A 24661-nucleotide genomic window follows, 5' to 3' on the forward strand; every position below is an offset into this window, starting at 1 on the left:
CACACTGTCAGCGTGTTCACGGAGAGTAATCAGCTCCGAAGCCGGAGCTACACATCGGCCATGAGCAGCGCCCGCTATACCCGGCTCTTCAGCGCCTCGCCGATCTCGTCGAGCACCTTGGGGTCCTCGATCGTCGCCGGCATGCTCCACTGCTCGCCATCGGCGATCTTCTTGATCGTGCCACGCAGGATCTTGCCGGAGCGGGTCTTCGGCAGGCGGCCGACGGTGATCGCGAGCTTGAACGCCGCGACCGGGCCGAGCTTGTCGCGCACCAGCGCCACGATCTCCTTCTCGATCACCGACGGGCTGCGCGACACGCCGGCCTTGAGCACCAGGAAGCCGCAGGGCACCTCGCCCTTGATCGCATCCTTGATGCCGAGCACGGCGCATTCGGCGACGTCGGGATGCGAGGCGAGAATCTCCTCCATGCCGCCGGTCGACAGCCGATGTCCGGCGACGTTGATGATGTCGTCGGTGCGCCCCATCACGAAGACGTAGCCGTCCTCGTCCTTGAAACCGGCGTCCGAGGTCTTGTAGTAGCCAGGGAATTCGCTGAGATAGGATTCCTTGAAGCGATCCTCCTGCTGCCACAAGGTCGGCAGGCAGCCCGGCGGCATCGGCAGCTTGATCACGATCGAGCCCATCGTATTCGCCGGCACGGGCTTGGCTGCCTCGTCGACGATGTCGACCTGATAGCCCGGCATCGGCACCGTCGGCGAGCCGTGCTTGACCGGCAACAGGCCAAGGCCGACCGGATTGCCGGCGATGCACCAGCCCGTCTCGGTCTGCCACCAGTGATCGATCACCGGCACCTTGAGCTGCTGCTCGGCCCATTCCACCGTCGGCGGGTCGGCGCGCTCGCCGGCCAGGAACAGCGTGCGGAACTGCGACAGATCGTATTTGCGCAGGAACGTTCCCTCCGGATCCTCCTTGCGGATGGCACGGAACGCCGTGGGCGCCGTGAACAGCGCCACCGCCTTGTGATCGGCGATCACGCGCCAGAACGCGCCGGCATCCGGCGTGCCGACCGGCTTGCCCTCATACATCACCGAGGTCGCGCCATGGATCAGCGGCCCGTAGATGATGTAGCTGTGGCCGACGACCCAGCCGATGTCGGAGGCACACCACCACACCTCGCCCGGCTTGATGCCGTAGAGATTTTCCATCGACCATTTCAGCGCGACGAGGTGTCCGCCGTTGTCGCGCACCACGCCCTTCGGCACGCCTGTCGTGCCGGACGTGTAGAGGATGTAGAGCGGATCGGTCGCCAGCACCGGCACGCAGGGTGCGAGCTTGTTATTGGCGAGCGCGGATTTGCGCAGCGCCGCCCAGTCGTAGTCGCGGCCGGGCTTGAGCTCGCAGGCATGCTCGGGCCGCTGCAGGATGATGCAGGCCTGCGGGCGCTTGTCCGCAAGCTCGATGGCCTGGTCGAGCAGCGGCTTGTACTGCACGATGCGGCCGGGCTCGATGCCGCAGCTCGCCGACAGCACCAGCTTCGGCATGGCGTCGTCGATGCGGGTGGCGAGCTCCTTCGCGGCGAAGCCGCCGAACACAACCGAGTGCACCGCGCCGATGCGCGCGCAGGCAAGCATCGCAACCATCGCCTCCGGCACCATCGGCATGTAGAGGATGACGCGATCACCCTTGCCGACGCCGAAATCCTGCATGACCGCGGCGAGCGTCTGCACCTCCTTCAGCATCTCGGCATAAGTGAGCCGGGTGACGGAGTTGGTGAGCGGCGAATCGTGGATCAGCGCCAGCTGCTCGCCGCGGCCGGCGGCGACATGACGGTCGAGCGCGTTGTAGCAGGTGTTGACGACGGCGCCGGCGAACCAGCGGCCGTAGGCCCCCATCGACGGGTCGAACACTTTCTTGGCCGGCTCGATCCAGTCGATCGCGCGCGCGGCCTCCGCCCAGAAACCTTCCGGATCCTGCAGCGACCGTGCATGGACCTCGTGATAGCGGCTCGCAGCGCTCATGACGTTTCCCCAAGATCTGTGTTTATTCCGGACTATTGTCACGGGACAAAGCGACAGTTCAAGCCGTCATGAATTGATCCAGATCAGGCGCAACCCTGGGTCACGGCATTTTCTGCGGCCAGATCAATGCGCTGCGTCGCGGAGCGTATCCAGCCGGCGCTGCAGGGCTAGACGAAGGTCGTAGCCGGGCTTGCCGAACCGGGCGTTGCGCTCGGCGATGAAGTCGCGCTGAGCGCCGCGCAGCTCGGAGGCGGAGCGGCCGCGCGAGGACTTCAGCAGACGCGCGTAGCTTTCGGAAATCCCGAGATCGAGGACCGAGAGCTGCGGATCGGCACAGATGACCTTCTCGACCTCGCGCACGGCAGTGGCGCACTCGAACGACGGGCCGCTGCGCTCCGAGGGCGCATTCAATGGACGGGGCGGCTCGGCACCGAACTTCTTGATCTCGGCCATCATGATGCGGCGGCCGCTGGCGGCATTGTCGTTGCCCGGGTCAAGCCGCAGCGCGGCCTCATAGTCCGCCAGCGCCTTGGCGCGCTCGCCCATCTTCTTGAACAGCACGGCACGGTTGTTGTAGGCGAGCGCGAAGTTGGGATCGAGCCGCAGCGCCGCGTCGTAGTCGCTCAGGGCCGAGCCCAGCTCGTTCTTGAACTGATAGGAATCGCCGCGGTTGGTCAGGAAATTCGGCTTCGGCTGCAGCTTGATCGCCTGGTCATAATCTGCGATCGCCTTGTCGTACTCGCCGAGCGACGCATAGGTGAGGCCGCGATTGTCGAAATATTCCGGCACTTTCGGATCACGCCGGATCGCCTCGTGATCGTCGGCGAGCGCCTTGTCGGTCTGGCCCAGCTTCTTGTAGGCGGCGGCGCGGTTGGTGAAGGTGCGGGGACGGTCGGGATCGAGGCGGATGGCTTCGTTGTAGTCCAGTACCGCCTTCTCGTTGTCGCCGCGCAGATAGAACGCGACGCCGCGATCGGCATAGGCCTGAGCATAGTCCGGCTTCAGGCGGATCGCCTGATCGTAGTCGGCGAGCGCGCGATCGAGCCGGCGCTGCTCGGTATAGACGACGCCGCGCAGCTCATAGGCCTCGGCATCATTGGGATCGAGCGAGATCGCCGTGCTGAGATCGGCCGTCGCTCTGCCGGCATCGCCGCCGGCCTCGCGCATGAGATCGCCGCGCAGCCGGAAGGCCCGCGCATTCTTTGCGTCGAGCGCAATCGCGCGATCGAGATCCTTCAGCGCCTGGGTCATTCCCCCGCTGGTGCGCGCCTGGGCGTCGGCACGCACCACCAGGGCGGAGGATTGATCCCTGGGCGAGCCGGAGGCCTGCTCGAATGCAGCGGTGCAGGCACTGATCAGCTGGGAGGGGGTCGCTTTGCTACCCATCGCACATTCGGTGTCAGCGGCAAACGCGGGCACGATTCCAATGGTGGCGACGAGGCCGGCCATCAGACAGAGCGTGCGGTAAGATGAGCGGGACGAGATCGATCGAGCGAATGCATGCATCGGCGTGGCTCGGCTGGTTCTTGGCGACAGACGACTGTGCAATTGTCGTCAGCAGCCGGACCCCGGTTCAAACCAGCTGGCCGATGGTTAATAGCCGTCCGAGCCGTTCAGCCGCCGCAGCCGATCCTGCATCGCCTTCTTGAGATCGTAGCCGGGCTGGCCGAAGCCGGCATTGCGGCGGGCGATGAAGGTATCCTGCTCGCGCTGCAGGGCGCGTGCGGCAGCCGGTCCCGCCGCTTCCCGGATCACGCGGGCATGCGAGCCGTCGATCTCGCGATCGAGGTTGGCGAGCTCGGGATCGGCGCAGATCGCCTTCTCGACGGCCCTGCGCGCCCGGGCGCAGTTGAAGCTCGGCCGGCCGACGACGGCCAACTGCGCACCGAGACGTTCGAGCTCGACGGCGAGCGCGTGATAGTTGCTGCGTGCGCTGGCGTGATCGGGGTTGAGTCGCAGTGCCGCAGCGAAGTCGGCCAGCGCTTTCGGACGCTCGCCCTTCTTCCGATACAGCTCGCCGCGGGCGTTGAGGATGTCGGCGAGCGTCGGATCGAGCTGCAGCACCACATCATAGTCGGCGATGGCGCGATCCGCCTGGCCACGGGTGATGAAGATGGACGCCCGCGCGATCAGCGCATTGATTCGATCGGCCCTCGCCGCCTTGGGGTTGTCGATCAATGCGCTGCATTCGGTGAGCACCTTGTCGGCATCGCCCGCCTCTGAGGCTGCGATGCAGGCGGTCGCGTCGGCAATCGGCTCCTTGCCCGGCTCGGCAGCACCGACCGCATGGGCCTCTACCGCCGACAGCATCAGCACGACGGTCAGCACGGCTTGAATGACCGTTGCGAAGCGGCATGGCTGCATCATCACGTCCCGCTGAAATCGCCCCTGCACGGTATGGCGCAGGAGCCACCGCGATGCAATCGACCCGGCTAGCTCCGGCAGGTCAGTCCGCCATCGACCACCAGCGTGATGCCGGTGACGTAGCGCGATTCGTCGGAGGCGAGGAACAGCGCGGCGTTGGCGACGTCGAAGGCGTCGCCCATGTGTCCCATCGGCACCTGCGCATCGCGCTTGCGCCACATCTCCTCGACATCGCCCTTGGCGTAGCTCGCCGCAAGGCCGGCAGAGTGCTCCACCATCGGCGTCTTCATCAGGCCGGGCAGGATCGCATTGACGCGGACGTGCTTCGGCGCGAACTCGACCGCGGTCGTCCGCGTCATCTGGTTCATCGCCGCCTTGCTGGCGCCGTAGCTGACATAGGAGATGCCGACCTGGCGGATCGAGGCGACCGAGGAGATGTTGATGATCGAGCCGCCGCCCTGCCCGATCATGATGGGAATGACGTGCTTCATCGTGAGATAGGCGCTCTTGAGGTTGACCGCGAACACGCGATCCCACTCCGCTTCGTCGACGTCGACGACGCTGCCCATCTCGGCGATGCCGACATTGTTGTCGAGCACGTCGATGCGGCCATGGGACGCGAGGCAGGCCTTGACCATGGCCTCGACCTCCGCCGCCTTGGAGACGTCGGCGGTGAACGCCTCGGCCTGGCCGCCCTCGCTCGAAATGATCGCAGCCGTCTCAGCCGCGGCGTCCCGGTTGCGGTCGACGCAGAACACCTTGGCGCCCTGCCGCGCAAAGGTCACCGCGGTGGCCTTGCCGTTGCCCCAGCCCGGCCCGATCGAGCCGGCGCCCACCACCAGCGCCACCTTGCCCTCGAGACGTCCCATCGCGTCCTCCCGTTGCTTGCTATTCGTTGCAGGCGCTCATCGTGATCGTCGCGGCGCCGATGTCGTGCTCGAATATATCCGAGAGCGTCCGGCACTGTCCCTCGGTGCAGATCCGCCATTCACCTGCGGCGCCGGAATTGCCGAGCACGATCCGCGACAGCGGCTCGCGTTGCACGGGCCACTGGAACCAGCCATCGATCAGCCGCGCCTCCGGTGGCGGCTCCATGCCCGCGCCCGAGCCCTTCACGCGCGCAGCGACCAGTTGAAGTCCATCTGCGGTGACGCGCCAGTCCTCCTGCCACGCGGTCTTCTCGACCGAATGGGTCCAGGCCAGCGTGAACGCGGCGAGTGCCAGCGTCTTCACGACGCCGGCGGAAGCGAGACAGAGGCTCAAGCGGATGCCACCACGGCCGATGGCGGCCGCTGCCGCCATTGCCAGGCCACGATCACCACCGCCAGCGCAAAGCCGAGCACGTCGCTGTAGGGGAACTCCCCGAGCAGGCACACCGACGCGCCGAACGCCAGCAGGCGCTCGACCACCGTCATGCGCGTGAACAGGAAGCCGATCGCGACCATGCCGAACAGGCCGATCGAGATCAGCGCCTTGACGAACGCGTACGCCACGGCCCCGAAGAAGCCGATCTGCGCCTCCATCGGATCGCCCGCCTGCAGCATCAGTGCGGGCGAATAGACGAACAGGAACGGAATGACATAGCCGGCGAGCGCGATGCGCATCGCTTCCCAGCCGATCTTGTCGGGGTTCTCCTTGGCGATCGGCGCCGCAGCGAGCGCGGCCAGCGCCACCGGTGGCGAGAGATCGGCCATGATGCCGTAGTAGAACGCGAACATATGGCTCGCGATCAAGGGCACACCGAGCTTGGCCAGCGCGGGAGCGGCCAGCGCCGCGGTGATGATGTAGGTCGGGATCGTCGGGATGCCCGTGCCGAGCAGGATCGACAGCAGCATGGTCATGATCAGCGCCGCGAACAGGCTGGTCTTGCCCAAGCCGATCACCCAGCCGCCGAAGATCGAGCCGACGCCGGTCTGGGTCATCATGCCGATGATGACGCCGACGATGGCGCAGGCCATGCCGACGGTGAGCGCCGACTTGGCGCTTTCGGCCAGCGAGTCGCGGCAGGCATGCAAGGTCGCCATGCCGCCGCGCACGAAGCCGGTGATGATGACCAGCGCGACCACGACGGAGGCAACCGGCACGATCTGCAGGCCGTTGCGCGACAGCGCGCCGACCACGAGCGCGAGCCCGATCCAGAACACGTAGCGCAGCACCTGGTTGGAGAAGCCCATCGTGATCGACGTGCCCAGGATCAGCGCCACCGTGAGCGCGAGCCCCATCGAGCCCGCATACAGCGGCGTGAAGCCTTCGAACAGCATGTAGACCAGCGCGGCGAGCGGCAGGACGAGGTACCAGCGCGCGACCAGCGCCTTCCAGGCGCTCGGGATCTCCGATGCCTTCATGCCGGTCAGGCCGTGCTTGCCGGCCTCGAGATGCACCATCCAGAACGCAGAGGCGAAATAGAGGATGGCCGGAATGACGGCGGCCTTGACGATGACCGAGTAGTCCACGCCCAATGTCTCGGCCATGATGAAGGCGACCGCGCCCATGACAGGCGGCATGATCTGGCCGCCCATCGACGCGGTGGCCTCGACACCAGCGGCGAAGGCGCGGCGGTAGCCGAATCGGATCATCAGGGGAATCGTGAACTGGCCGACGGTTACCACGTTGGCGACGCCGGAGCCGGAGATCGTGCCCATCATGCCCGAGGCGAACACCGCGACCTTGGCCGGACCGCCGCGAGTGCGGCCGAACAGGCCAAGCGAGACGTCGGTAAACAGCTGGATCATGCCGGCGTGCTCGAGGAACGAGCCGAACAGGATGAACAGGAAGATGTAGGTGGCGGAGACGTAGATCGGCACGCCGTAGAAGCCTTCGGTGCCGAAGGACAAATGCGTCACGATCTGATCGAAATCATAGCCGCGATGATTGAGCGGTGACGGCAGATACTGGCCGAAGAACCAATACAGCAGGCAGGCGCCGCACATCAGCGGCAGCGCGAGGCCCATCAGGCGGCGCGTGCCTTCGAAGATCAGCACGGCCAGCAGCGTTCCGACGACGAGATCGGCGCGGGTCGGATCGCCGTCGCGGGCGATGAGATCGGCGTAGAAGATCCACTGGTAGAGACCGCAGAGGAAGCCCATGGCGCCGATCGCCCAGCCGGCGATGCGGCCGGCATTGGTCTTGGCCGTGAAATTACCAATCAGGCCGAAGGTCAGGAGCAGCAGAAAGCCGACATGCACGCCGCGCACGACCTGGCTCGGCAGGTAGTTGAAGGCCGCGACATAGAGCTGGAACACCGCGAAGGCGAGACCGATGCCGTAGGCGAGATAGCCCCAGCGGCCGGGGCCGAAACCTTCCGGAAAGCCGTGCTCGAAATTGTCGAACTCGACCTTCACGGGCGTTTCCATGTTCACGGCTTCAATCGTCATGAGTCCCTCGAGACGCCTCTCGGCCGGCCGGCCACCACCGTCCAGCCTGAACAACAAGACTGCGCGGGACACCTCCCGCGCAGTCGATGGCGAACGATCCGGGCCGCGATGCAGACCCGGCGTGCAGCGTCCTTACTTGAGGACGCCCTTTTCCTTGTAATAGCGGATCGCGCCCGGATGCAGCGGCACCGGGCTGTCCTGCGCCGCCGTCTCCAGCTTGATCTCCTTGCCGGCGGCATGCGCATTGGCGAGCTCGGGCAGCGATTCGAAGATCAGCTTGGTCATCTGGTAGGCGAGATCGTCCGACACGGCCGAGCTGGTGACGAGATAGTTGATCACGGCCGCGGTCGGCACGTCCTTGTCCTGGCCGGTATAGGTGTTGGCCGGGATGGTGGCGGCGACGAACGGCGGACCGATCTTGTCGACCACCTCCTTCGGCACCGACACCACGGTGATCGGCGACGAGGTCGAAAGATCCTTCAGCGAGGCGACGCCGAGGCCGGCCGATTGCAGGGTGGCGCCAAGCTGACGGTTCTTCATCAGGTCGACCGACTCGGCGAACGGCAGGTATTCGACCTTGCCGAGATCCTTGTAGCTCATGCCGGCGGCCGCCAGGATCGCGCGCGAGTTCAGCTCGGTGCCGGATTTGGGCGCGCCGACCGACAGGCTCTTGCCCTTCAGATCCGCCAGCGTCTTGATCCCGGACTCCGCCGTCGCGACGATCTGGATGTAGTTCGGGTAGATCGCGCCGAGCGTGCGCAGCTTGTCCAGCTTGGACTTGAAGCCGGCCTCCTCCTCGCCGGCCCAGGCCGATTTCAGGGAGTCGCCGAGCGCGAAGGCGAGTTCGCCGCGGCCCTGCTGCAGCAGGATCAGGTTCTCCACCGACGCCTTGGTGGCCTGCACCTGGGTCTTCACGTTCGGGATCTTGTCGCCGTAGATCTTCCCGATCGCGACGCCGAGCGGGTAATAGACGCCCGAGGTGCCGCCGGTCAGCACATTGATGAAGCTCTGCGCCTGTGCGGCAGGTGCGGCCAGCACGCAGGCGGCGGCCAGAATGAGACCGGTTGCAGTGCCAAAGAATTTAGAACAGCGCATTGATCCTCCCATTGATTTTGCCGGCAAATTGGACGGATGCAGGCGCGCGGTCAACCCATCCGAAAGGCTGGCGGGTGGCCGTCTGCCGAGCGGTGGCGCACGCCTGGAACAATCCGGCCGCGCCGATCAACCTTGCATTGATGAGACCTCGCGCCTCGCCGCCAGGTTCGCAACCGCGTCCCCGGGGACGGATGCCTCAACCGGGCTACGCCTCACTGGAACGTCATGTCGAGGCATTTGGAGATGTCCGAGCCGAGCCCGGAGGAGATCGTGATGCAGCCCCGCACCTTCTGCTGAGTGGTGTCCGCCACCCAGATCGAATAGCCGCCATTGCCGAAGAAGGAATTGGTGTTCGCCGGCTCGGTCTCGGTGGCGTCGAACTCGTATTTCGAATCGGTGTCGAACACGCGCGGCTTCTTGGTGCAGCCGCCGTCGGTCTGGACGTTGATGACCTCCTTGTTGTCCCGGGTCAGCGACAGCGACACCTGGCAGCGGAAATATTCCGAGGTCTTCACGTTGAAGACGTAGGCGTAGGACTTACAGACCGCCGTGTTCAGCTTGCCGGCCGAGAGACCGCGGCTGCAGGCGATCCGCTGGTTGTTCGACAGCTTGAAATCGTCGGCCAGGGCGACCGATGCCGACGTCACCAGCAGCAATCCCGTAATACAACCGATCTTCGTGACGAGGCTCATTCGAATCATCCCCAAAGCGTTTTCTTGGCCTATGCTTGTAAACCACGCTGCAGGATAATCGCGAGAGCAGCGGGTGGGAAATCCCGCGAGATCGGACGCGGTGCCTCAACGCAGCGACCCGTTCGTGATTTGTTCGAAAGTTATTCGAGATTGGAGGAGGACATATGACGAGCCTGGTTCTGAAAGCCCTTATTGCAGCCGGAGCCCTCTGCGCGCTGACCACGGCCAGCCATGCGGCGCCGCCCGAGCCTTGGGAGCTGAAGGCCGACATGGGCTACGCCTACGGCAAGGACGGCAAGACGCTCGCCTACAGGATGGGCACCAAGAACGCCGACATGCTGCTGAAGGGCGCCAAGAAGGTCCCCCGGGGTACGCTGTTCTTCATCGGCCAGAACGGGCAGCTCTACATGCGGACGGGCTCCTATCTCGAAGGCGACGGCAGCTTCTCGTTCGGCGCGGACGAGTGAGTTGGCCCATTGGGCCAACGCGAGCGCATCACTCTAACAGAGTCGTCCCGGCGAACGCCGGGACCCATAGCCACCGCCCTCGGTTGTTCGAGTTCGCTGGAGCTACGATCTTCGCAACCACGACCTCCTGTGGTTATGGGTCCCGGGTCGGCGCCTCGGCGTCGCGATGCGACGACAAGGCTTGCCCGGGACGACAGCGGAATGTCGGGCGCGATCGCGCAGCCCAACGCCTCAGAACGCCGCCGCCAGCTCCTTGGCGCCGGGCAGGCTGCTCAGCGAATCCATCCTGGAATCGGTGACCGCGAGCAGCTTCGCCACGGTGTTGTGGCGGACGGCGACCGGATTGCGCTCGTAGCCGCCGCGCTGGAAGAAGTTGGCGGTCGGGACCTGGTCGCGCATCTCGAGCGGCATGGTCACCATGTCGAAGCCGGTGCCGTCGCCGGTCAGGTTCATCATCTCGAGCTCGGCGGCCGAGAGCGGCCGGGTATAGCCCTTGGCGCGCGCGAACAGCACCGACGTCAGCAGCTTGTGGGTCTGCAGCATCGGCCCGACATCGATGTCGAGCACCATCGCATGCATCGCCCAGCCCTGTTCGGTGTTGCCGATCTTCTCATGCGCCGACCAGTCGTCCGGCACCGAGCGCGCAACGGCGACCATCTTCTTCAGCACGGCGAGCTTGTGCTCCAGCGCGGCACGGCCCGGGCCGGAGGTCTGCGCCACGCGCTCGCCGAGCACGCGGATGAACAACGGTCCCTGCTCCGCCAGCAATTCGACCGTGTTGGTCGTGAGCAGCTGATTGTAGCCGATCGCGGTCGAGATCGCGCGGTTGCCTTTGAAGCCGGACTGCGAGTCGTGACGGCCATTGCCGCCGGTCTCGAACGAATAGACTCGCACCGCCTGCTCGCGCGTCAGGCCCGAGGTTGCGGCAAAGCGGGCATAGGCCCGCTTGAAGTCGACGTCGTTGGTCGGCCGCTGCGGCGACCACTGGAAATGCTCCTGCGCGGCCTTCAGGAGATCGGCGACGACCGGAATGTACTTGCGTTCGCGCGGCTCGCCTTCCGGCTCCGGCTCGGGATTCACCGGCCGCTTCGGCCCGGTGTAGACCGGCGGCTGCTCGAGCACGTAGTCATCGAGCCCGATCGGCTGCCGGTCGCGGCGCTTGGCATTGCGGACGCGGCGCTTGTCCGAAATCGCCTTCCAATAGGCGCCCGCCTCCTGGTCGAACGCCGCGCGCGCCGCCTGGTACTCGGCGAGCTTGCGTTGATAGTCCGCAATCGCCGCCGGCGAGGCCATCTGGGCGAAGGCGTCGCGCGGGGCTGCGACCGGCTCGGGTTCCCCGGCGAGCAACGGCGGTGCGCCTGCGACCGCGCAGGCGAGAATCAGGGCAAGCTTGCGAATCGGCTGATGCAGCATGCTGCCCTTTTAGCCGAAACCTCGGCTACTTCCAGGCAAACACCGGCTGTTCCAGATCGTGGACGCGGGTGTCGCGTCCGGCCAGCACCTCGCGGAACTGATAGATCAGGGCCGCCGTCGGGGCATGGATCAAGCCTTCGCGGGCGTGAAAACGGATCACGCGCCGCGAGCTCTCGGGAATCGCGGTGAAGTCGAACGCGTCGTCAGCGGCGACTGCATCCAGATCGATCCGATGCACCTCGGCAACCTCGTCCGGATTCGGCCGGAGTGTGCGACCATCGGCCGCCCAGACGACGACAGGGGTAATCAGATAGCCGGACCGGGTCGGATAGTCGTCGAGCAGTCCCAGCACGTCGTCCGGCGCGAGCGCCAGTCCGAGCTCCTCGGCGAGCTCGCGCAGAGCCCCTTCGACCGGCGTCTCGCCGGCGTCGCAGCGGCCGCCCGGCAGCGCCCATTGGCCGCCATGGCTGCGCAGGCCTGCTGCGCGCAGGGTGAGCAGCAGCGTCGCTGCGCCGGTCTTGTGATGCGGGGCCAATGCAATCGCCACCGCAGCGCGCTTCAGCGGCGGTGTCGGCGCGATCGGATCCAGGCGCGCGAAAGCCGCACAGCACGTGGCAATTTTCCGCCTGGTGGCATCGTCGAACGGCATGGCCATGCAGCTTGACTACACTAGCCCCGCAGCGGATGAAACGGCCACGTGCCGGGCCCGCGGCACTGATCGAAGGGGTGTTTGACATGACGAAATCGGCCGCGGCGCGCATGAAGTCCGACGGCTGGGAGATCGTCGACACCTCGGGCTTCCTGCATCTGATCGGCCCGCTGTGGCAGCGGATCGCCGACGGCGCCCACGAATACGCCATCGTGACCGAGGACAAGCATCACAACCGCCGCGGCCTGGTGCAGGGCGGCGTGATCATGACATTGGCCGATCGCAGTTGTGGCATGACCGCCCGCTACGCCGCGGGCAAGGAGCACATGGCCACCGTCCAGTTCGACACCCATTTCGTCGAGGCCGGCAAGATCGGCGAGACGCTGGTGTCGCGGCCGCACGTGGTGCGCATCACCCGCAGCCTGGTGTTCATCACCACCGAAGTCACCGCCGCAAGCCGCGTGGTCGCGATGGCCTCGGGCGTGTTCAAGATCTTGAAGAGCGAGTGAGGCGCTTTCTCCGTCATTGCGAGGAGCCAACGGGTCCGCGCAAAGCGCGGCGCGATGACAGGCTCCGCGACGAAGCAATCAAGAGTCCCGACCCGGCCCCTGGATTGCTTCGCTGCGCTCGCAAAGACGCGTCGAGGGAGCTATCGTACCCATCCCCGTCCGCGGGTGGTGATGGTTTCGAAATGAGGCAACAATGCAATATCGTCAGCTCGGCCGTTCCGGCCTGAAAGTGTCGCCGATCTGCCTGGGCACGATGATGTTCGGCGGCCCGACCGACGAGCCGACCTCGGGCCGCATCATCGCGAAGGCGCGGGACGCCGGCATCAATTTCATCGACACCGCCGATGCCTACAACAAGGGCGCCTCCGAGGAGGTCGTCGGCCGCGCCATCGCCGCCGAACGCGACCGCTGGATCGTCGCCACCAAGCTCGCCAATCCGATGGGCGACGATCCCAACCGCGCCGGCCTGTCGCGGCGCTGGGTGCTGCAGGCCGCGGACGAGAGCCTGAAGCGGCTCGGCACCGGGCACATCGACATCTACTATTTGCACAAGGAGGATCACGCGACGCCGCTGGAGGAGACCGTGCGCGCCATCGGCGACCTCATGCGAGCCGGCAAGATCCGCTATTTCGGCGTGTCGAATTATCGCGCCTGGCGGCTCGCGGAGATCTGCAATCTCTGTGATGCTGACGGCATCGACCGCCCCGTAGTCAGCCAGCCCTATTACAACGCGATGAACCGCATGCCTGAGGTCGAGCATCTGCCGGCCTGCGGCTATTACGGCCTCGGCGTCGTACCCTACAGCCCGCTGGCGCGCGGGGTACTGACGGCGAAGTACAATCCCGATGCGCCGCCGGACAAGGAGACCCGGGCCGGCCGCAACGACACGCGGATGATGCAGACGGAGTGGCGCCCGGAATCGCTGAAGCTGGCGCAGGAGATCAAGCGCCACGCCGAAGCCAAGGGTTTTACGCCGGGACAGTTCGCGGTGTCCTGGGTGCTGAACTCTGCCTTCATCAGCTCGGTCATTGCAGGTCCCCGCACAGAGGCGCAGTGGGACGACTACATCCGCGCGCTGGACTATCCGTTCGCCGCAGACGACGAGGCGCTGATCGATGGCCTGGTCGTCACCGGCCATGCCTCGACGCCAGGCTACAACGATCCGGCCTATCCGATCGAAGGCCGCCGGCCGCGGGTGGGCTGACATGGAGGAGGATCGCTACGGGCTGCCGCTGTCGACGGTGTCCGCCGAGGCGGCCGCCGCCTATCGCGAAGGCATCGATCTCTTGCTCGCCTTCTGGCCGGGCGCGACAGATGCGCTCGAACGCGCGATCATGCTCGATCCGGAGTTCGCGCTGGCGCATGCCGCGCGCGCCCGCATCCACGCGATCTACATGCAGCGCGAGGCCGCGTTGCAGACCATCAAGCGGGCGCGTGACCTCGTCGCCAAGCGCGGCACCGAGCGCGAGCAGAGCCATGTCGCGACCCTGGTGCTGGCCATCGAGGGCCGCGGCACTGAGGCGCTGACGTCGACACTGACCCATCTGGCGAGTTGGCCGCGCGACGCCATGATCATGGCGCTGCCGCTCGGCGCCTTCGGCCTGCTCGCCTTCTCCGGCCGCGCCGATCATGACGCCGCCCGCCGCGACCTCTGCGATCGCTTTGCCTCCGACTACGGCGAGGACTGGTGGTTCATGTCCAACCACGGCTGGGCGCTCACCGAAGCCGGCGACGTCAGCCAAGGGCGCGCCGTCACCGAGCGCAGCTTCGCGCTGCGCCGGCGCAACGCCTATGCCGTGCACGCGCTGCTGCACGCGATGTTCGAAGCCGGCGCGCTGGACCAGGCCGATACGCTGGTGAACGATTGGATCGGCGACTACGACCGCACCGGGATGCTGCACGGTCACATCTGCTGGCATCAGGCGCTCGGCGCGCTGGACCGCGGCGACGCCGCCGGGGCGCTGAAGGTCTATACCGACGTGCTGGTGCCGACGATGGACACGGCACCGCCGCTGAATACGTTGTCCGACTGCGCTTCGCTGCTGTGGCGGTTGACGGCGGAAAAAAATGCCGTGCCGGATGGCGCCTGGGCCGACGTTGCGTCCTATGCCAGTCCCCGTTTCGCCGGCTCAACGCTCGCCTTCATCGAGATGCACCTGATGATGATCGCTGCGGCCATCAACGACACGGCTGCGCTGAAGGGGCGTCTCGCCGCGATCGAGCGACGGCAGGCCGAGGGCATGCTCCCCGCCGGCCGCATCGTGCCGCACATGCTGCGGGCGCTCCGCGCGTTCGCCGACGACAACTGGCGCGGCTGCGCGCGCGAACTCGCGCCTGTGATGGGCGATCTCGCCCGCATCGGCGGCAGCCACGCCCAGCGCGAGGTGGTCGAGGACACCTACATCCTCGCATTGATCCGCAGCGGCGCGCTGGCGCAGGCCCGCGAGGTGCTGGATGCTCGCCTGCACCGCCGCCCCTCGGCGCGTGATACGCGATGGCGGGCACTCACAGCGGGCTGAGGCAGGTTACCCCTCCGTCTCCAGCCCGGTCGACATCGGCACGTTCTCCGGCTGCAGCTTGACGCCGGCGGCGAGCGCCACGGTCTCCAGCAGCGCCGCGAAATCCTTCTCCAGATAGGCAGCCGGATCATTCTGCAACGAGGCGGCGCCGACATGGGCCTGCAACGCCTCGCGCGCCGCCGCCGTCACCGGCATCGCGACGTCGAGCTGTCGTCCGGCGGACAGGCCGAGGTCGAGATCCTTGCGCAGCAGCGGCGGCGTGAAGGTCGTGGTCCAGTCGAGATTGACCAGCGCGTTGCTCTTGTACTTGGTGAAGGTCGAGCCCATCACGCTGGCGTTCATGAAGTTGAGGAAGGCGTGGCGCGGCACGCCGGCCTTCTGCGCCAGGATGGTGATCTCGGCGAGGTTCTGGATGACGACGCCGAGGAACACGTTGTGCGCGATCTTGCAGATCCGCGCGAGCTCGCCCTCGCCGACATAGGAGACACCGGCGACGGCGATCTTGGCGAGATAGGGCTCGATGGTGTCGAAAGCAGCCTTGGGACCCGAGACGACCGAGGAGAGCTTGCCGGCCTTGACGCACTTGCCGTTGCCCGACACCGGCGCGCGCACGAGCTCGCAATCGAGCCGCTTCAGCTTGGCGGCGATCGCCTCCGACTGCTCGATCCCGATCGACGAGCAGTCGACCAGGATCTTGGGACGCGGTCCGAGGCTCGAGGCGACCAGACCATTGCTGCCGAAATAGACCTGTTCGAGGTCCTTGCCCGTCGACACCATCGTGAACACGATGTCGCACGACGCGAGGTCGCTCGGGTGGTCGACGATCACACCGCCTTTGGCCGCGAGCGGCTCCGCCTTGGCGCGGGTGCGATTGAAGATCGACACCTTGTGCCCGGCCTTGAGCAGGCGCTCGGCCATCGGGTAGCCCATGCGCCCCATGCCGATCCAGCCGAGCGAATGCGTCGCTGCCATTTGCGTTACTCCTTATTTTCTTGCTTCGCTCAGTAGCGGTTGGCGATCGGCAGCTCTTCCGCCGGGAACAGCGTGATCACCTGGCAGCCCTTGTCGGTGACGACGACCTCCTCCTCGATACGCGCGGCTGAAAAGCCGTCCGTGGCGGGGCAGTAGGTCTCGAGCGCGAACACCATGCCGGTCTTGATCTCCATCGGATTGTCGAGCGAGACCAGCCGCGAGATGATCGGGCGCTCATGCAGCGCGAGTCCGAGCCCATGGCCGAACTGCAGGCCGAACGCCGCCATCTCCGACGGGAAGCCGAACTCCTCGGCTTTCGGCCACACCTTGGCGACGGTGTCGGTCGAGACGCCCGGCTTGATCAGCGCGATCGCATTGTCGAGCCATTCGCGGCACTGCTTGTAGGCGTCGTGCTGCGCCGGCGTGGCGCGGCCGACATTGAACGTGCGGTAGTAGCAGGTGCGGTAGCCCTGGTAGGACTGCAGGATGTCGAAGAACGCCTGGTCACCCGGACGCAGGATGCGGTCGGTGAAATTGTGCGGGTGCGGATTGCAGCGCTCGCCGGAGATGGCATTGATCGCCTCTACGTCATCCGAGCCCATCTCGTAGAGCATCTTGTTGGCGAGCGCGACGATGTCGTTCTCGCGCACGCCCGGCTTCAGGTTCTCGTAGATCGAGTGATAGACGCCGTCGACCATGGCGGCGGCCTGGTTGAGCAGCATGATCTCGTCGATGTTCTTGATCTCGCGCGCATCCAGCATCACCTGCTGGCCGTCGACCACCTTCATGCCGGCCTTCTGCAGCTCGAAGAACATCGCAGTCTCGGCGAGGTCGACGCCGACCGGCATGTCGGCAACGCCCGCCGCGCGCAACAGGCTCATCACCTCCTCGGCGTGGGCCTTCATCAGGCCGACCGCCGGCGGCACGGTGCCGCGCATGCCTAGCATGCCGGCGCGGCAGTTCTCCGGCGCCAGCCAGTCGCAGAAGATGCGGTGATGCACGGCGGCCGAGCCGAAATCCCACACGATCGGTTCGCCATCGCCCGCCAGGAGCGCAAAGCGACAAAGCTTGTCGCGCTCCCATTCACCGATCTTGGTGCCGGAGACGTAGCGGATGTTGTTGACGTCGAACAGCAGCAGCGCACCACAGCCCGAGTTCTTCAGGGCCATCCGCGCCCGCGCCAGCCGGTATCGCCTGAGGCGATCGAAATCGACGCGGCGCTCGAAATCCACCGAGACATGGCCGTGCGAGGGGATCGCCCGGCTCCAGCGCCAATGCGGGTCGAGATGCTCCGGGCTGACCAGATGCGGCTTCAACGCGCTGGCTGTCATGTGGAAGTTCCCCATTAAGTTATTGCAATCGATTGCAGAGCCGGATTTATTGCACGCACGTTAAGGGTGTCAAGGTAGGATCGGTGAAAACGTCGCTGCGCTGCGATACCAGGGGTTGGGAATGAAGCACACATTGCGACCCGCGACAGGCCTGCGCACAGCCGCCCCCGCGCGCCCGACGATCAAGGACGTGGCGGCGCGTTGCGGCGTCCATCCGTCGACAGTCTCGCGCGCGCTCAGCCCGGCGATGAAGCACCTCGTTGCCACCGATGTCGCCGACCGCATCCGTGCCGCGGCCAACGCGCTCGGCTACCGGCTGAACATGGCCGCCAAGGGCCTGCGCACCGGACGCAGCGGACTGATTGGCGTGCTCGCGCCCGATATCGCCGACCCCGGCTTTCCGCCGGTGCTGTCCGGCATCGCCGATCACCTCAATGCGGAGGGCTATGCCACGATCGTCGTCGACGTCGGCAGCAAGGGCTCGGAGCAGGACCTCGTCGACCGCCTGATCGCCCGCGGCGTCGACGGTCTGGTGCTGGCGACGGTGAGCTTGCGCGACGACGTCGTGAAGCATTGCCTGGACACGGCGCTGCCGGTCGTGCTGCTCAATCGCGTCGATGCCGCCGGCATGCTGCCTTCCGCCGCCAGTGACGACGCCGCCGGCATCCGGCTCGCCGTCGAGCATCTTGTCGCGCTCGGTCATCAGCGCATCGGCCACGTCGCCGGCCCGCAGGAGATCTCGACCGGCGCCCGGCGCCGCGCGGGTTTCGAGGCGAGCGTCCATGACGCCGGATTGCCGGCGCGCCATGCGCCGGTCGAGATCGCCGACACCTATACGCGCGCGGATGGCCGCGAGGCTGCGCTGCGGCTGCTGGCGCGCAGGACGCGGCCGACCGCGATCGTCGCCGCCAACGACCTGCTCGCACTCGGCGTCTACGACGCGCTTGCCGAACTCGGCTTGAGCTGCCCGCGCGACGTCTCCGTCGTCGGTCACAACGACATGCCGTTCGTCGACATGGTCGCGCCGCCGCTCACCACGGTGCGGATCGCCCAGCGCGACATGGGCGAAGCGGCCGCGAGGTTGCTGCTGGCGCGTGTCGCCGATCCCGCAGCGGCGGCCGAGCACATCGTGCTGCGACCGCAGCTGATCGTTCGCGGATCGACCATCGCAAACGAACGCTGACAAGCTTTATCAGGCGCCGGTACACGCGACGCCGAAGCACGACAGGAGGATACACCGATGACGGAGATGATCGGCCTGCAGGCGCTGGTGGCGTCGATCGCACCGGGGCAGTCGGTGGCGATCCCGGTGGACCGCGCCGGCGTCTCGATGGCCGCGACCGCGGCGATGATCGAGGCGGGTCTCACCGGCCTGCATCTGGTCTGCGTGCCGATCTCGGGCCTGCAGGCGGATCTGCTGATCGGCGCAGGCGTCGCCACAGTGGTGGAAACCAGCGCCGTCTCGCTCGGCGAGGCCGGCGGCGCGCCGCGCTTCGTCGCGGCGGTACGCGACGGCAGCATCAAGCTGCGCGACGCCACCTGCCCTGCCATCCATGCCGGCCTGCTCGCCGGGCAGAAGGGCGTGCCGTTCATGCCGATCGCCGGCATCATCGGCAGTGACCTGCTTGAGGTGCGCCCCGACTGGAAGGTGATCGACAGCCCGGTCGGCGAGGCCGGCAAGGTGGTCGTGGTGCCCGCGATCACGCCGGACGTGGCGCTGTTCCACGCGCCGGAGGCCGACCGCTTCGGCAATGTCCGCATCGGCCGCTATCGCGAGCTGGCGGCCATGGCCTATGCCGCCAAGCGCACGCTGGTCACCGTCGAGCGCATCACCGATCGCGACCTGATGGCCACCGAGGACTCCGCGGCCGGCGTGCTGCCGGCGCTCTATGTCGATGTGATTGCGGTTGCCGAGAACGGCGCCTGGCCGCTGCCGCTGTGGGACGAATACGACACCGATGGCGCCGAGCTTGCGCGCTACGCCGCGATGGCGCGCAGCGACGAAGGCTTTCGCGCCTATCTCTCCGCCTTCCTGAGCCGCAGCAAGGAAGTGGCGTGACCATGCAGGACGAGCGTGCGCGCAAAGAGCTGCTGATCACCACCATCGCCGACCTGCTCGACGGCATTCGCCATGTCGCCGTTGGCGCCTCGTCGCCGATCCCGGCGGCCGGCGCGATGCTGCTGCGCGCCCGCAATGCGCAGGCCGGCAAGCCGCCGGTGCGCATCTCGATCCTCGGCTCGAGCCGGCACAATTTCTTCACCAATGGCGGCGTCGAGCTGTTCGACTGCGCCGCGCAGGGCCGCGTCGACGCGTTCTTCCTCGGCGGCGGCCAGATCGACGGCGCCGGAAACATCAACCTGGTCGGCACCGGCGAGTATCCGACGATGGACGTGCGCTGGCCTGGATCGTTCGGCTCCGCCTATCTCTATCACCTCATTCCGCGCGTCATCCTGTTTCGCGAGGAGCATTCGCCGCGCGTACTGGTGCCGAAGGTGGATTTCGTCAGCGCCGCCGCGACGACCCCCGAAGTGAAGCGCCGCGGCGGACCGCACGCGCTGCTGACGAATCTCGCGCTGTTCGATTTCGACCGTATCAACGGCGGCTTCCGGCTGCGCTCGGTGCATCCCGGCTACACCGCAGAGGACGTCCGCGACCGCACCGGATTCGACTACGAAGCGCCGGAGATCGTGCCGCCGACGCCTGCGCCCGACCGCGCGACAATCGAGCTGATACGCGGCCGGATCCTCGACGAGCTCGCCGAATGCTATCCGGAATTCGCCCGGACAATGGCGGCAGCGGCTTGAGCTCACTGCAGTCCGGCGCGCGCAATCACCTGGCCCCCGCGCGCGTTCTGGTGCGCGCCTTGCCACCACGTCAGTGCGCCATTGACGATGACGGCCTCGATGCCGGCGGCCGGTACACAGGGCTCGTCATAGGTCGCGGTGTCACGCACGCTGGCCGCATCGAAGATCGTGATGTCGGCATGGTTGCCGATCGCCAGCGTGCCGCGGCCCTTGATGCCGAAATTCTGCGCGGTCAGGCCGCTCATCTTCCACACGGCAGTTTCCAGCGAGAACAGTTCGAGCTCCCGGCAGTAATAGCCGAGCACGCGCGGGAACGTGCCCCAGAGCCGCGGATGCGGCCGCTCGCCGAACGGCAGGCCATCGGAGCCGATCATGGTCGGCTCGAAAGCGAGGATGGTGCGCACGTCGGCCTCGTCCATCGAGAAGTAGATCGCGGAGGCCGGCTGCAGCCGCTTGGCGGCTTCGAGCCGGTCGACGCCCCATTCGGCTGCGATGTCGGCGAGATCGCGGCCGGCGACCTCGGGATGCGGACCTGACGCCGCGACAACGACCTTGACCTGCAGCTTGGCCGGATCGGTGTGCAGCATGGTCGACGACGCGTTGTAGGGATAGCAGTCGAGCGCGACGCATTGGCAGCTCATCGCCTTGGTGAGCAGCGGCAGCGTCTCCTTGGTGCGGCCGAAGTTCGCCGGCCCCACCACCTTGTGGTGCGAGATCACGACCTGGACGTCGAGCGCCTTGCCGATGGCAAAGCTCTCCTCCAGCGACTTGATCACGTCGTTCGCCTCGTTGCGCATGTGCGTTGCATAGACGCCGCCGCTGCCGGTGAGCGGGCGGCAGACCTCGATGATCTCCTCGATCGGCGCCGCCTCCGCCGGCGGATAGAACGTCCCGGTGGAGACGCCGATGGCGCCGGCATCGAGCGCTTCCTGCACATGGCCGCGCATCTCGGCGATCTCGGCTTCGGTCGCGGCGCGGCCGAGATCACTGACGACAGAGGCGCGCAACGCCGTATGCCCGACCATCGGCGCAACGTTGACGGCGGCGGGCGCGGCGCGCAACGCCGCGACGTAGTCCGCGAAAGACTCATATTCCGCGATTCGCCCGTCGCCGGGAGACAGCAGGCCGAGCGGCATCGGCCGTGGCGAGCCCGGCTTCAGCGGCGCGATGCTGACGCCGCAATTCCCCGTGACGACCGATGTTGCGCCCTGCGACACCTTGCAGGTCATGCCCGGATCGACCAGCACGGCGCTGTCGTCATGGGTATGCGCGTCGATGAAGCCGGGCGCGACGATGCGGCCGGTGGCGTCGATCTCGTGGGCGACGGTCCGGCCGTCAAGCGCACCGATCGCAACGATCCGGCCGTCCTTGATGCCGACATCAGCCTCGAACCGTGGCCCCCGCGTGCCGTCAATGATCGTGCCACCGCGGATGATGAGGTCGAAGGAGGCAGAAGGCTGGGTGTCGGTCATGAGGTCTCGCGCAGCATTTTCAGGGATGTGGCGTGACTATCGGCGCACACCGTGGATGCGTCCAGCGCGATAGGCATGAACAGAACGCTGGGTGGGCCTACCAAATTGGTGATCAGACCGACGCACTCGCCGAGGCGACGGTGCCTGCCCTGTCCTACAAGCGGCGGGCTTACGAGCGCCGGAGTTTTGTACCGGTCTATCTCCGCGTCGTCATGGCCGGGCTTGTCCCGGGCATGACGGAGAAAATCATCCGCAGGGTTGTCCGGCGCGACGATGTGCTACCCCGCCGGCTTCCGCTGCGCGACGATTTGCCGGTACAGCTCGGCATAGCGCCCTGCCCGATGCCGCCACGACACATCTGTCAGCATCGCGTTGAGCTGCATTCGGGTCCAGTTGGAGGCGTTGCTGCGGGCGGCGTAGAAGGCGGCGGCGGCGCGGCGCAGGGTCTGGTCGAGGGCTTCGGCGGTCACGGACGCGCATTTGAATCCCGTTGCAGCGACACCCGCTTCGGTCTCGTCGATCACAGTGTCGGCGAGGCCGCCGACCGACGTGACGATCGGCAGCGCGCCGTAGCGCAGCGCGCAGAGCTGCGTCAGGCCGCATGGCTCGAACCGCGACGGCACCACCAGGGCGTCGCAGCCGGCCTGGATCAGATGCGCCAGCTGCTCGTCATAGCCGATGAGGACGCCGATCTGTCCGGGGTAGCGCGCGGCAGCAGCGCGGAACGCATCGCGCAACTCGGCCTCGCCATCGCCGAGCAGCGCCAGCTGGATGCCGCTGCTGGTCAAGGTCGGCAGGCAGGACAGCAGGAGATCGAGCCCCTTCTGCGAGGTCAGCCGGCTGACCACGCCGAGCAGGAACGTCTCGGGCGAGACCTGCAGGCCCATGCGGGTCTGCAGCGCGGCCTTGTTCGGCGCCCGCGCCTCGAGCTTTTCGATGCCGAAATGCGAGGCGATGGCCGGATCACTGCCAGGATCCCACACCGTCGTATCGATACCGTTGAGAATGCCGACGAGGTCCGACGCGCGCTGGCGCAGCAGGCCGCCGAGGCCCATGCCGTGCTCGTCGCTCTGGATCTCCTGGGCATAGGTCGGCGACACCGTGGTGATCTTGTCGGCGAATTGCAGCCCCGCCTTGAGGAAGCTGATGTCGCCGTAATATTCGAGGCCATAGATCGAGAACGATTCCGGCGGCAGGCCGAGCGGCGGCAGGAAGTGGCGCGGGAAACGTCCCTGGAACGCCAGATTGTGCACCGTGATGACCGTGCCGGGATGCGGCCGGTGGCTGTAGAGCAGATAGGCCGGCACCAGGCCCGCCTGCCAGTCGTGGCCATGGACGACATCGGGCACGAAGCTCGGCACCGCGCCGAGGCCGATATACGACGCCGCGCGTGCCAGCGCTGCGAAGCGGAACGGATTGTCCGGCCAGTCCTTGCCGTCGGGTCCGAGATACGGATTGCCCTCGCGGTCGTAGAGATGCGGCGCATCGAGCACGAACAAATCGAGCGCGCCATGGCTGCCGCCGAGCAGCCTGGCGTTGCCGCCGAAGAAGTTCGGCAGCGAGCTGATCTCGCTGGCCTGCTCCAGCGCCTTCATCACGGCGGGATAGCCGGGGATCAGCGTACGGACCTCGACATCCTCGGCGAGCAGCGCCCAGGGCAACGCGCCGACGACATCGGCGAGGCCGCCCGTCTTGACGATCGGATAGACTTCGGACGCGACCGACAGAACGCGCAATGGCGTCATGAATTGAGCCCGTCGATCATCTGCTGGGTAATCAAGGTGACGCCGTTCTCCGTCGTCCTGAACCGCTTCGCATCGAACTCCGGATCCTCGCCGACCACAAGGCCTTCCGGGATCTGCACGCCGCGATCGACCACGACGTTGGTCAGGCGGGCATGGCGGGCCACGTCGACGTAGGGAAGCAGCACGGCATTGTGCAGCTTGGCGTAGGAGTGCAGATGCGAGCCGGTGAACAGCAGTGAGCGCTGCACCTGGGCGCCGGAGACGATGCAGCCGCCGGACACCAGCGAGCAGGTCGCCTCGCCGCGGCGGCCATCGGTATCATGGACGAACTTCGCCGGCGGCGTGATCTCGGAATAGGTCCAGATCGGCCAGGAGCGGTCGTAGAGATCGAGCTCGGGCACGACATCCGTCAGGTCGAGATTGGCGGCCCAATAGGCGTCCACCGTGCCGACGTCGCGCCAATAGCTGCCCTGGTCGGAGGCGGCGCGGACGCAGGAGCGCGAGAACTGATGCGCCACGGCGCGGCCGTTCTTGACGATGTAGGGGATGATGTCGCGGCCGAAATCATGGTTGGAGTTCGGATCGGCGGCGTCGCGCTTCAGCTCCTCGAACAGGAATTTTGCGTCGAACACGTAGATGCCCATGCTGGCGAGCGACTTGTCCGGCTTGCCGGGCATCGGCGGCGGATCGGCGGGCTTCTCGATGAAGTCGCGGATCGTGTGGTCCTCATTGATGTGCATGACGCCGAAGCCGGAGGATTCCTCGCGCGGCATCTCCAGGCAGCCGACGGTGACGTCGGCGCGCTGATCGACATGCTGCTGCAGCATCAGCTCGTAGTCCATCTTGTAGATGTGGTCGCCGGCCAGCACGACGATGTATTTGGTGTTGTAGGTCTCGATGATGTCGATGTTCTGGTACACGGCATCGGCCGTTCCGACGTACCACATTGTCTCCGACACGCGCTGGCTTGCCGGGAGAATGTCAAAACTCTCGTTGCGCTCGGGGCGGAAGAAGTTCCAGCCCATCTGCAGGTGGCGGATCAGGCTATGCGCCTTGTACTGCGTGGCGACCGCGATGCGCCGGATGCCGGAATTGACCGCGTTCGACAGCGCGAAGTCGATGATGCGCGACTTGCCGCCGAAATAGACCGCGGGCTTGGCGCGCCGGTCGGTCAGCTCCAGCAGGCGGCTGCCGCGTCCGCCAGCCAGCACGAAGGCCAGCGCGTGACGGGACAGCGGTTCGGTCCTGGCGGCTGGTGCCATGTTTCTCCTCCCT

Annotated in this window: 22 protein-coding genes; 7 read left to right on the top strand and 15 right to left on the bottom strand. The window is 66.5% G+C overall.

Annotation, left to right across the window (positions count from 1 at the left end; translation table 11 throughout):
• Positions 1-74: 74 nt before the first annotated feature.
• From ACQR1I_RS32520 to ACQR1I_RS32555, 8 genes are all read right to left on the bottom strand, one after another.
• Positions 75-1979, bottom strand: a complete 1905-nt coding sequence (locus ACQR1I_RS32520) for a propionyl-CoA synthetase (RefSeq protein ID WP_434870514.1) — start codon at positions 1977-1979, stop codon at positions 75-77.
• A 123-nt stretch (positions 1980-2102) separates the two neighbouring features.
• A complete protein-coding gene (locus ACQR1I_RS32525) occupies positions 2103-3428 on the bottom strand; it encodes a tetratricopeptide repeat protein (RefSeq protein ID WP_434870515.1) in 1326 nt (441 codons plus the stop codon).
• A 144-nt stretch (positions 3429-3572) separates the two neighbouring features.
• Entirely contained in the window at positions 3573-4343 is a 771-nt protein-coding gene (locus tag ACQR1I_RS32530) for a tetratricopeptide repeat protein (RefSeq protein ID WP_434870577.1), read from the bottom strand.
• A 68-nt stretch (positions 4344-4411) separates the two neighbouring features.
• Complete coding sequence (locus tag ACQR1I_RS32535; RefSeq protein ID WP_434870516.1) at positions 4412-5212, bottom strand: SDR family NAD(P)-dependent oxidoreductase; 801 nt, start codon at positions 5210-5212, stop codon at positions 4412-4414.
• 19 nt (positions 5213-5231) lie between these two features.
• On the bottom strand, positions 5232-5606 hold the full coding sequence (locus ACQR1I_RS32540; RefSeq protein WP_434870517.1) for a DUF1850 domain-containing protein: 375 nt from the start codon (positions 5604-5606) through the stop codon (positions 5232-5234).
• Positions 5603-7696, bottom strand: a complete 2094-nt coding sequence (locus ACQR1I_RS32545) for a TRAP transporter permease (RefSeq protein ID WP_434870578.1) — start codon at positions 7694-7696, stop codon at positions 5603-5605. Before ACQR1I_RS32545 ends, ACQR1I_RS32540 begins: the two co-directional genes overlap by 4 nt.
• A 153-nt stretch (positions 7697-7849) precedes the next feature.
• Positions 7850-8812, bottom strand: a complete 963-nt coding sequence (locus ACQR1I_RS32550; protein ID WP_434870518.1) for a TAXI family TRAP transporter solute-binding subunit — start codon at positions 8810-8812, stop codon at positions 7850-7852.
• Positions 8813-9024: 212 nt separating this feature from the next.
• Positions 9025-9504 carry a hypothetical protein gene (locus ACQR1I_RS32555; protein WP_434870519.1) on the bottom strand — a complete coding sequence of 160 codons (480 nt, stop codon included), beginning with the start codon at positions 9502-9504 and terminating at the stop codon, positions 9025-9027.
• Positions 9505-9668: 164 nt separating this feature from the next.
• Between ACQR1I_RS32555 and ACQR1I_RS32560 the strand changes: the two genes are divergently transcribed.
• Complete coding sequence (locus ACQR1I_RS32560) at positions 9669-9971, top strand: hypothetical protein (RefSeq protein WP_434870520.1); 303 nt, start codon at positions 9669-9671, stop codon at positions 9969-9971.
• Between the two features lie 231 nt (positions 9972-10202).
• On the opposite strand, the gene ACQR1I_RS32565 is transcribed toward ACQR1I_RS32560, so the two are convergent.
• Together ACQR1I_RS32565 and ACQR1I_RS32570 are read right to left on the bottom strand one after the other, a co-directional pair.
• Positions 10203-11384, bottom strand: coding sequence for a hypothetical protein (locus ACQR1I_RS32565; RefSeq protein ID WP_434870521.1), 1182 nt, complete (start codon positions 11382-11384; stop codon positions 10203-10205).
• 25 nt (positions 11385-11409) lie between these two features.
• On the bottom strand, positions 11410-12039 hold the full coding sequence (locus tag ACQR1I_RS32570; RefSeq protein ID WP_434870522.1) for an NUDIX hydrolase: 630 nt from the start codon (positions 12037-12039) through the stop codon (positions 11410-11412).
• Positions 12040-12119: 80 nt separating this feature from the next.
• Between ACQR1I_RS32570 and ACQR1I_RS32575 the strand changes: the two genes are divergently transcribed.
• The 3 genes from ACQR1I_RS32575 to ACQR1I_RS32585 all read left to right on the top strand — a co-directional run bounded on the left by ACQR1I_RS32575 (position 12120) and on the right by ACQR1I_RS32585 (position 15061).
• On the top strand, positions 12120-12542 hold the full coding sequence (locus ACQR1I_RS32575) for a PaaI family thioesterase (RefSeq protein ID WP_434870523.1): 423 nt from the start codon (positions 12120-12122) through the stop codon (positions 12540-12542).
• Positions 12543-12735: 193 nt separating this feature from the next.
• Positions 12736-13746, top strand: coding sequence for an aldo/keto reductase (locus ACQR1I_RS32580; RefSeq protein WP_434870524.1), 1011 nt, complete (start codon positions 12736-12738; stop codon positions 13744-13746).
• 1 nt (position 13747) lies between these two features.
• Positions 13748-15061: a tetratricopeptide repeat protein gene (locus ACQR1I_RS32585; RefSeq protein ID WP_434870525.1), complete on the top strand. Its 1314-nt coding sequence runs from the start codon at positions 13748-13750 to the stop codon at positions 15059-15061.
• 6 nt (positions 15062-15067) lie between these two features.
• On the opposite strand, the gene ACQR1I_RS32590 is transcribed toward ACQR1I_RS32585, so the two are convergent.
• Positions 15068-16033 (bottom strand): NAD(P)-dependent oxidoreductase, encoded by a 966-nt coding sequence (locus tag ACQR1I_RS32590; RefSeq protein WP_434870526.1) that lies wholly within the window; start codon positions 16031-16033, stop codon positions 15068-15070.
• Between the two features lie 29 nt (positions 16034-16062).
• The gene (locus ACQR1I_RS32595; protein WP_434870527.1) at positions 16063-17364 is read right to left on the bottom strand and encodes a M24 family metallopeptidase; all 1302 of its coding nucleotides are present in this window, start codon (positions 17362-17364) and stop codon (positions 16063-16065) included.
• Between the two features lie 121 nt (positions 17365-17485).
• On the opposite strand from ACQR1I_RS32595, the gene ACQR1I_RS32600 reads away from it, so the two are divergent.
• Genes ACQR1I_RS32600 through ACQR1I_RS32610 form a run of 3 tightly spaced genes read left to right on the top strand, consistent with a single transcriptional unit; the run spans position 17486 to position 20169 of the window.
• Entirely contained in the window at positions 17486-18547 is a 1062-nt protein-coding gene (locus tag ACQR1I_RS32600) for a LacI family DNA-binding transcriptional regulator (protein WP_434870528.1), read from the top strand.
• 57 nt (positions 18548-18604) lie between these two features.
• Complete coding sequence (locus ACQR1I_RS32605; RefSeq protein ID WP_434870529.1) at positions 18605-19423, top strand: CoA transferase subunit A; 819 nt, start codon at positions 18605-18607, stop codon at positions 19421-19423.
• A 2-nt stretch (positions 19424-19425) separates the two neighbouring features.
• A complete protein-coding gene (locus ACQR1I_RS32610; protein WP_434870579.1) occupies positions 19426-20169 on the top strand; it encodes a CoA-transferase in 744 nt (247 codons plus the stop codon).
• Between the two features lie 2 nt (positions 20170-20171).
• On the opposite strand, the gene ACQR1I_RS32615 is transcribed toward ACQR1I_RS32610, so the two are convergent.
• From ACQR1I_RS32615 to glgC, 3 genes are all read right to left on the bottom strand, one after another.
• Positions 20172-21641, bottom strand: coding sequence for an N-acyl-D-amino-acid deacylase family protein (locus tag ACQR1I_RS32615; RefSeq protein ID WP_434870530.1), 1470 nt, complete (start codon positions 21639-21641; stop codon positions 20172-20174).
• Positions 21642-21919: 278 nt separating this feature from the next.
• Positions 21920-23386, bottom strand: a complete 1467-nt coding sequence (gene glgA / locus ACQR1I_RS32620; protein WP_434870531.1) for a glycogen synthase GlgA — start codon at positions 23384-23386, stop codon at positions 21920-21922.
• On the bottom strand, positions 23383-24648 hold the full coding sequence (gene glgC, locus ACQR1I_RS32625; protein ID WP_434870532.1) for a glucose-1-phosphate adenylyltransferase: 1266 nt from the start codon (positions 24646-24648) through the stop codon (positions 23383-23385). Before glgC ends, glgA begins: the two co-directional genes overlap by 4 nt.
• Between the last annotated feature and the right edge of the window lie 13 nt (positions 24649-24661).

The sequence above is a fragment of the Bradyrhizobium sp. HKCCYLS2038 genome (assembly GCF_051167655.1).
Taxonomy (GTDB): domain Bacteria; phylum Pseudomonadota; class Alphaproteobacteria; order Rhizobiales; family Xanthobacteraceae; genus Bradyrhizobium.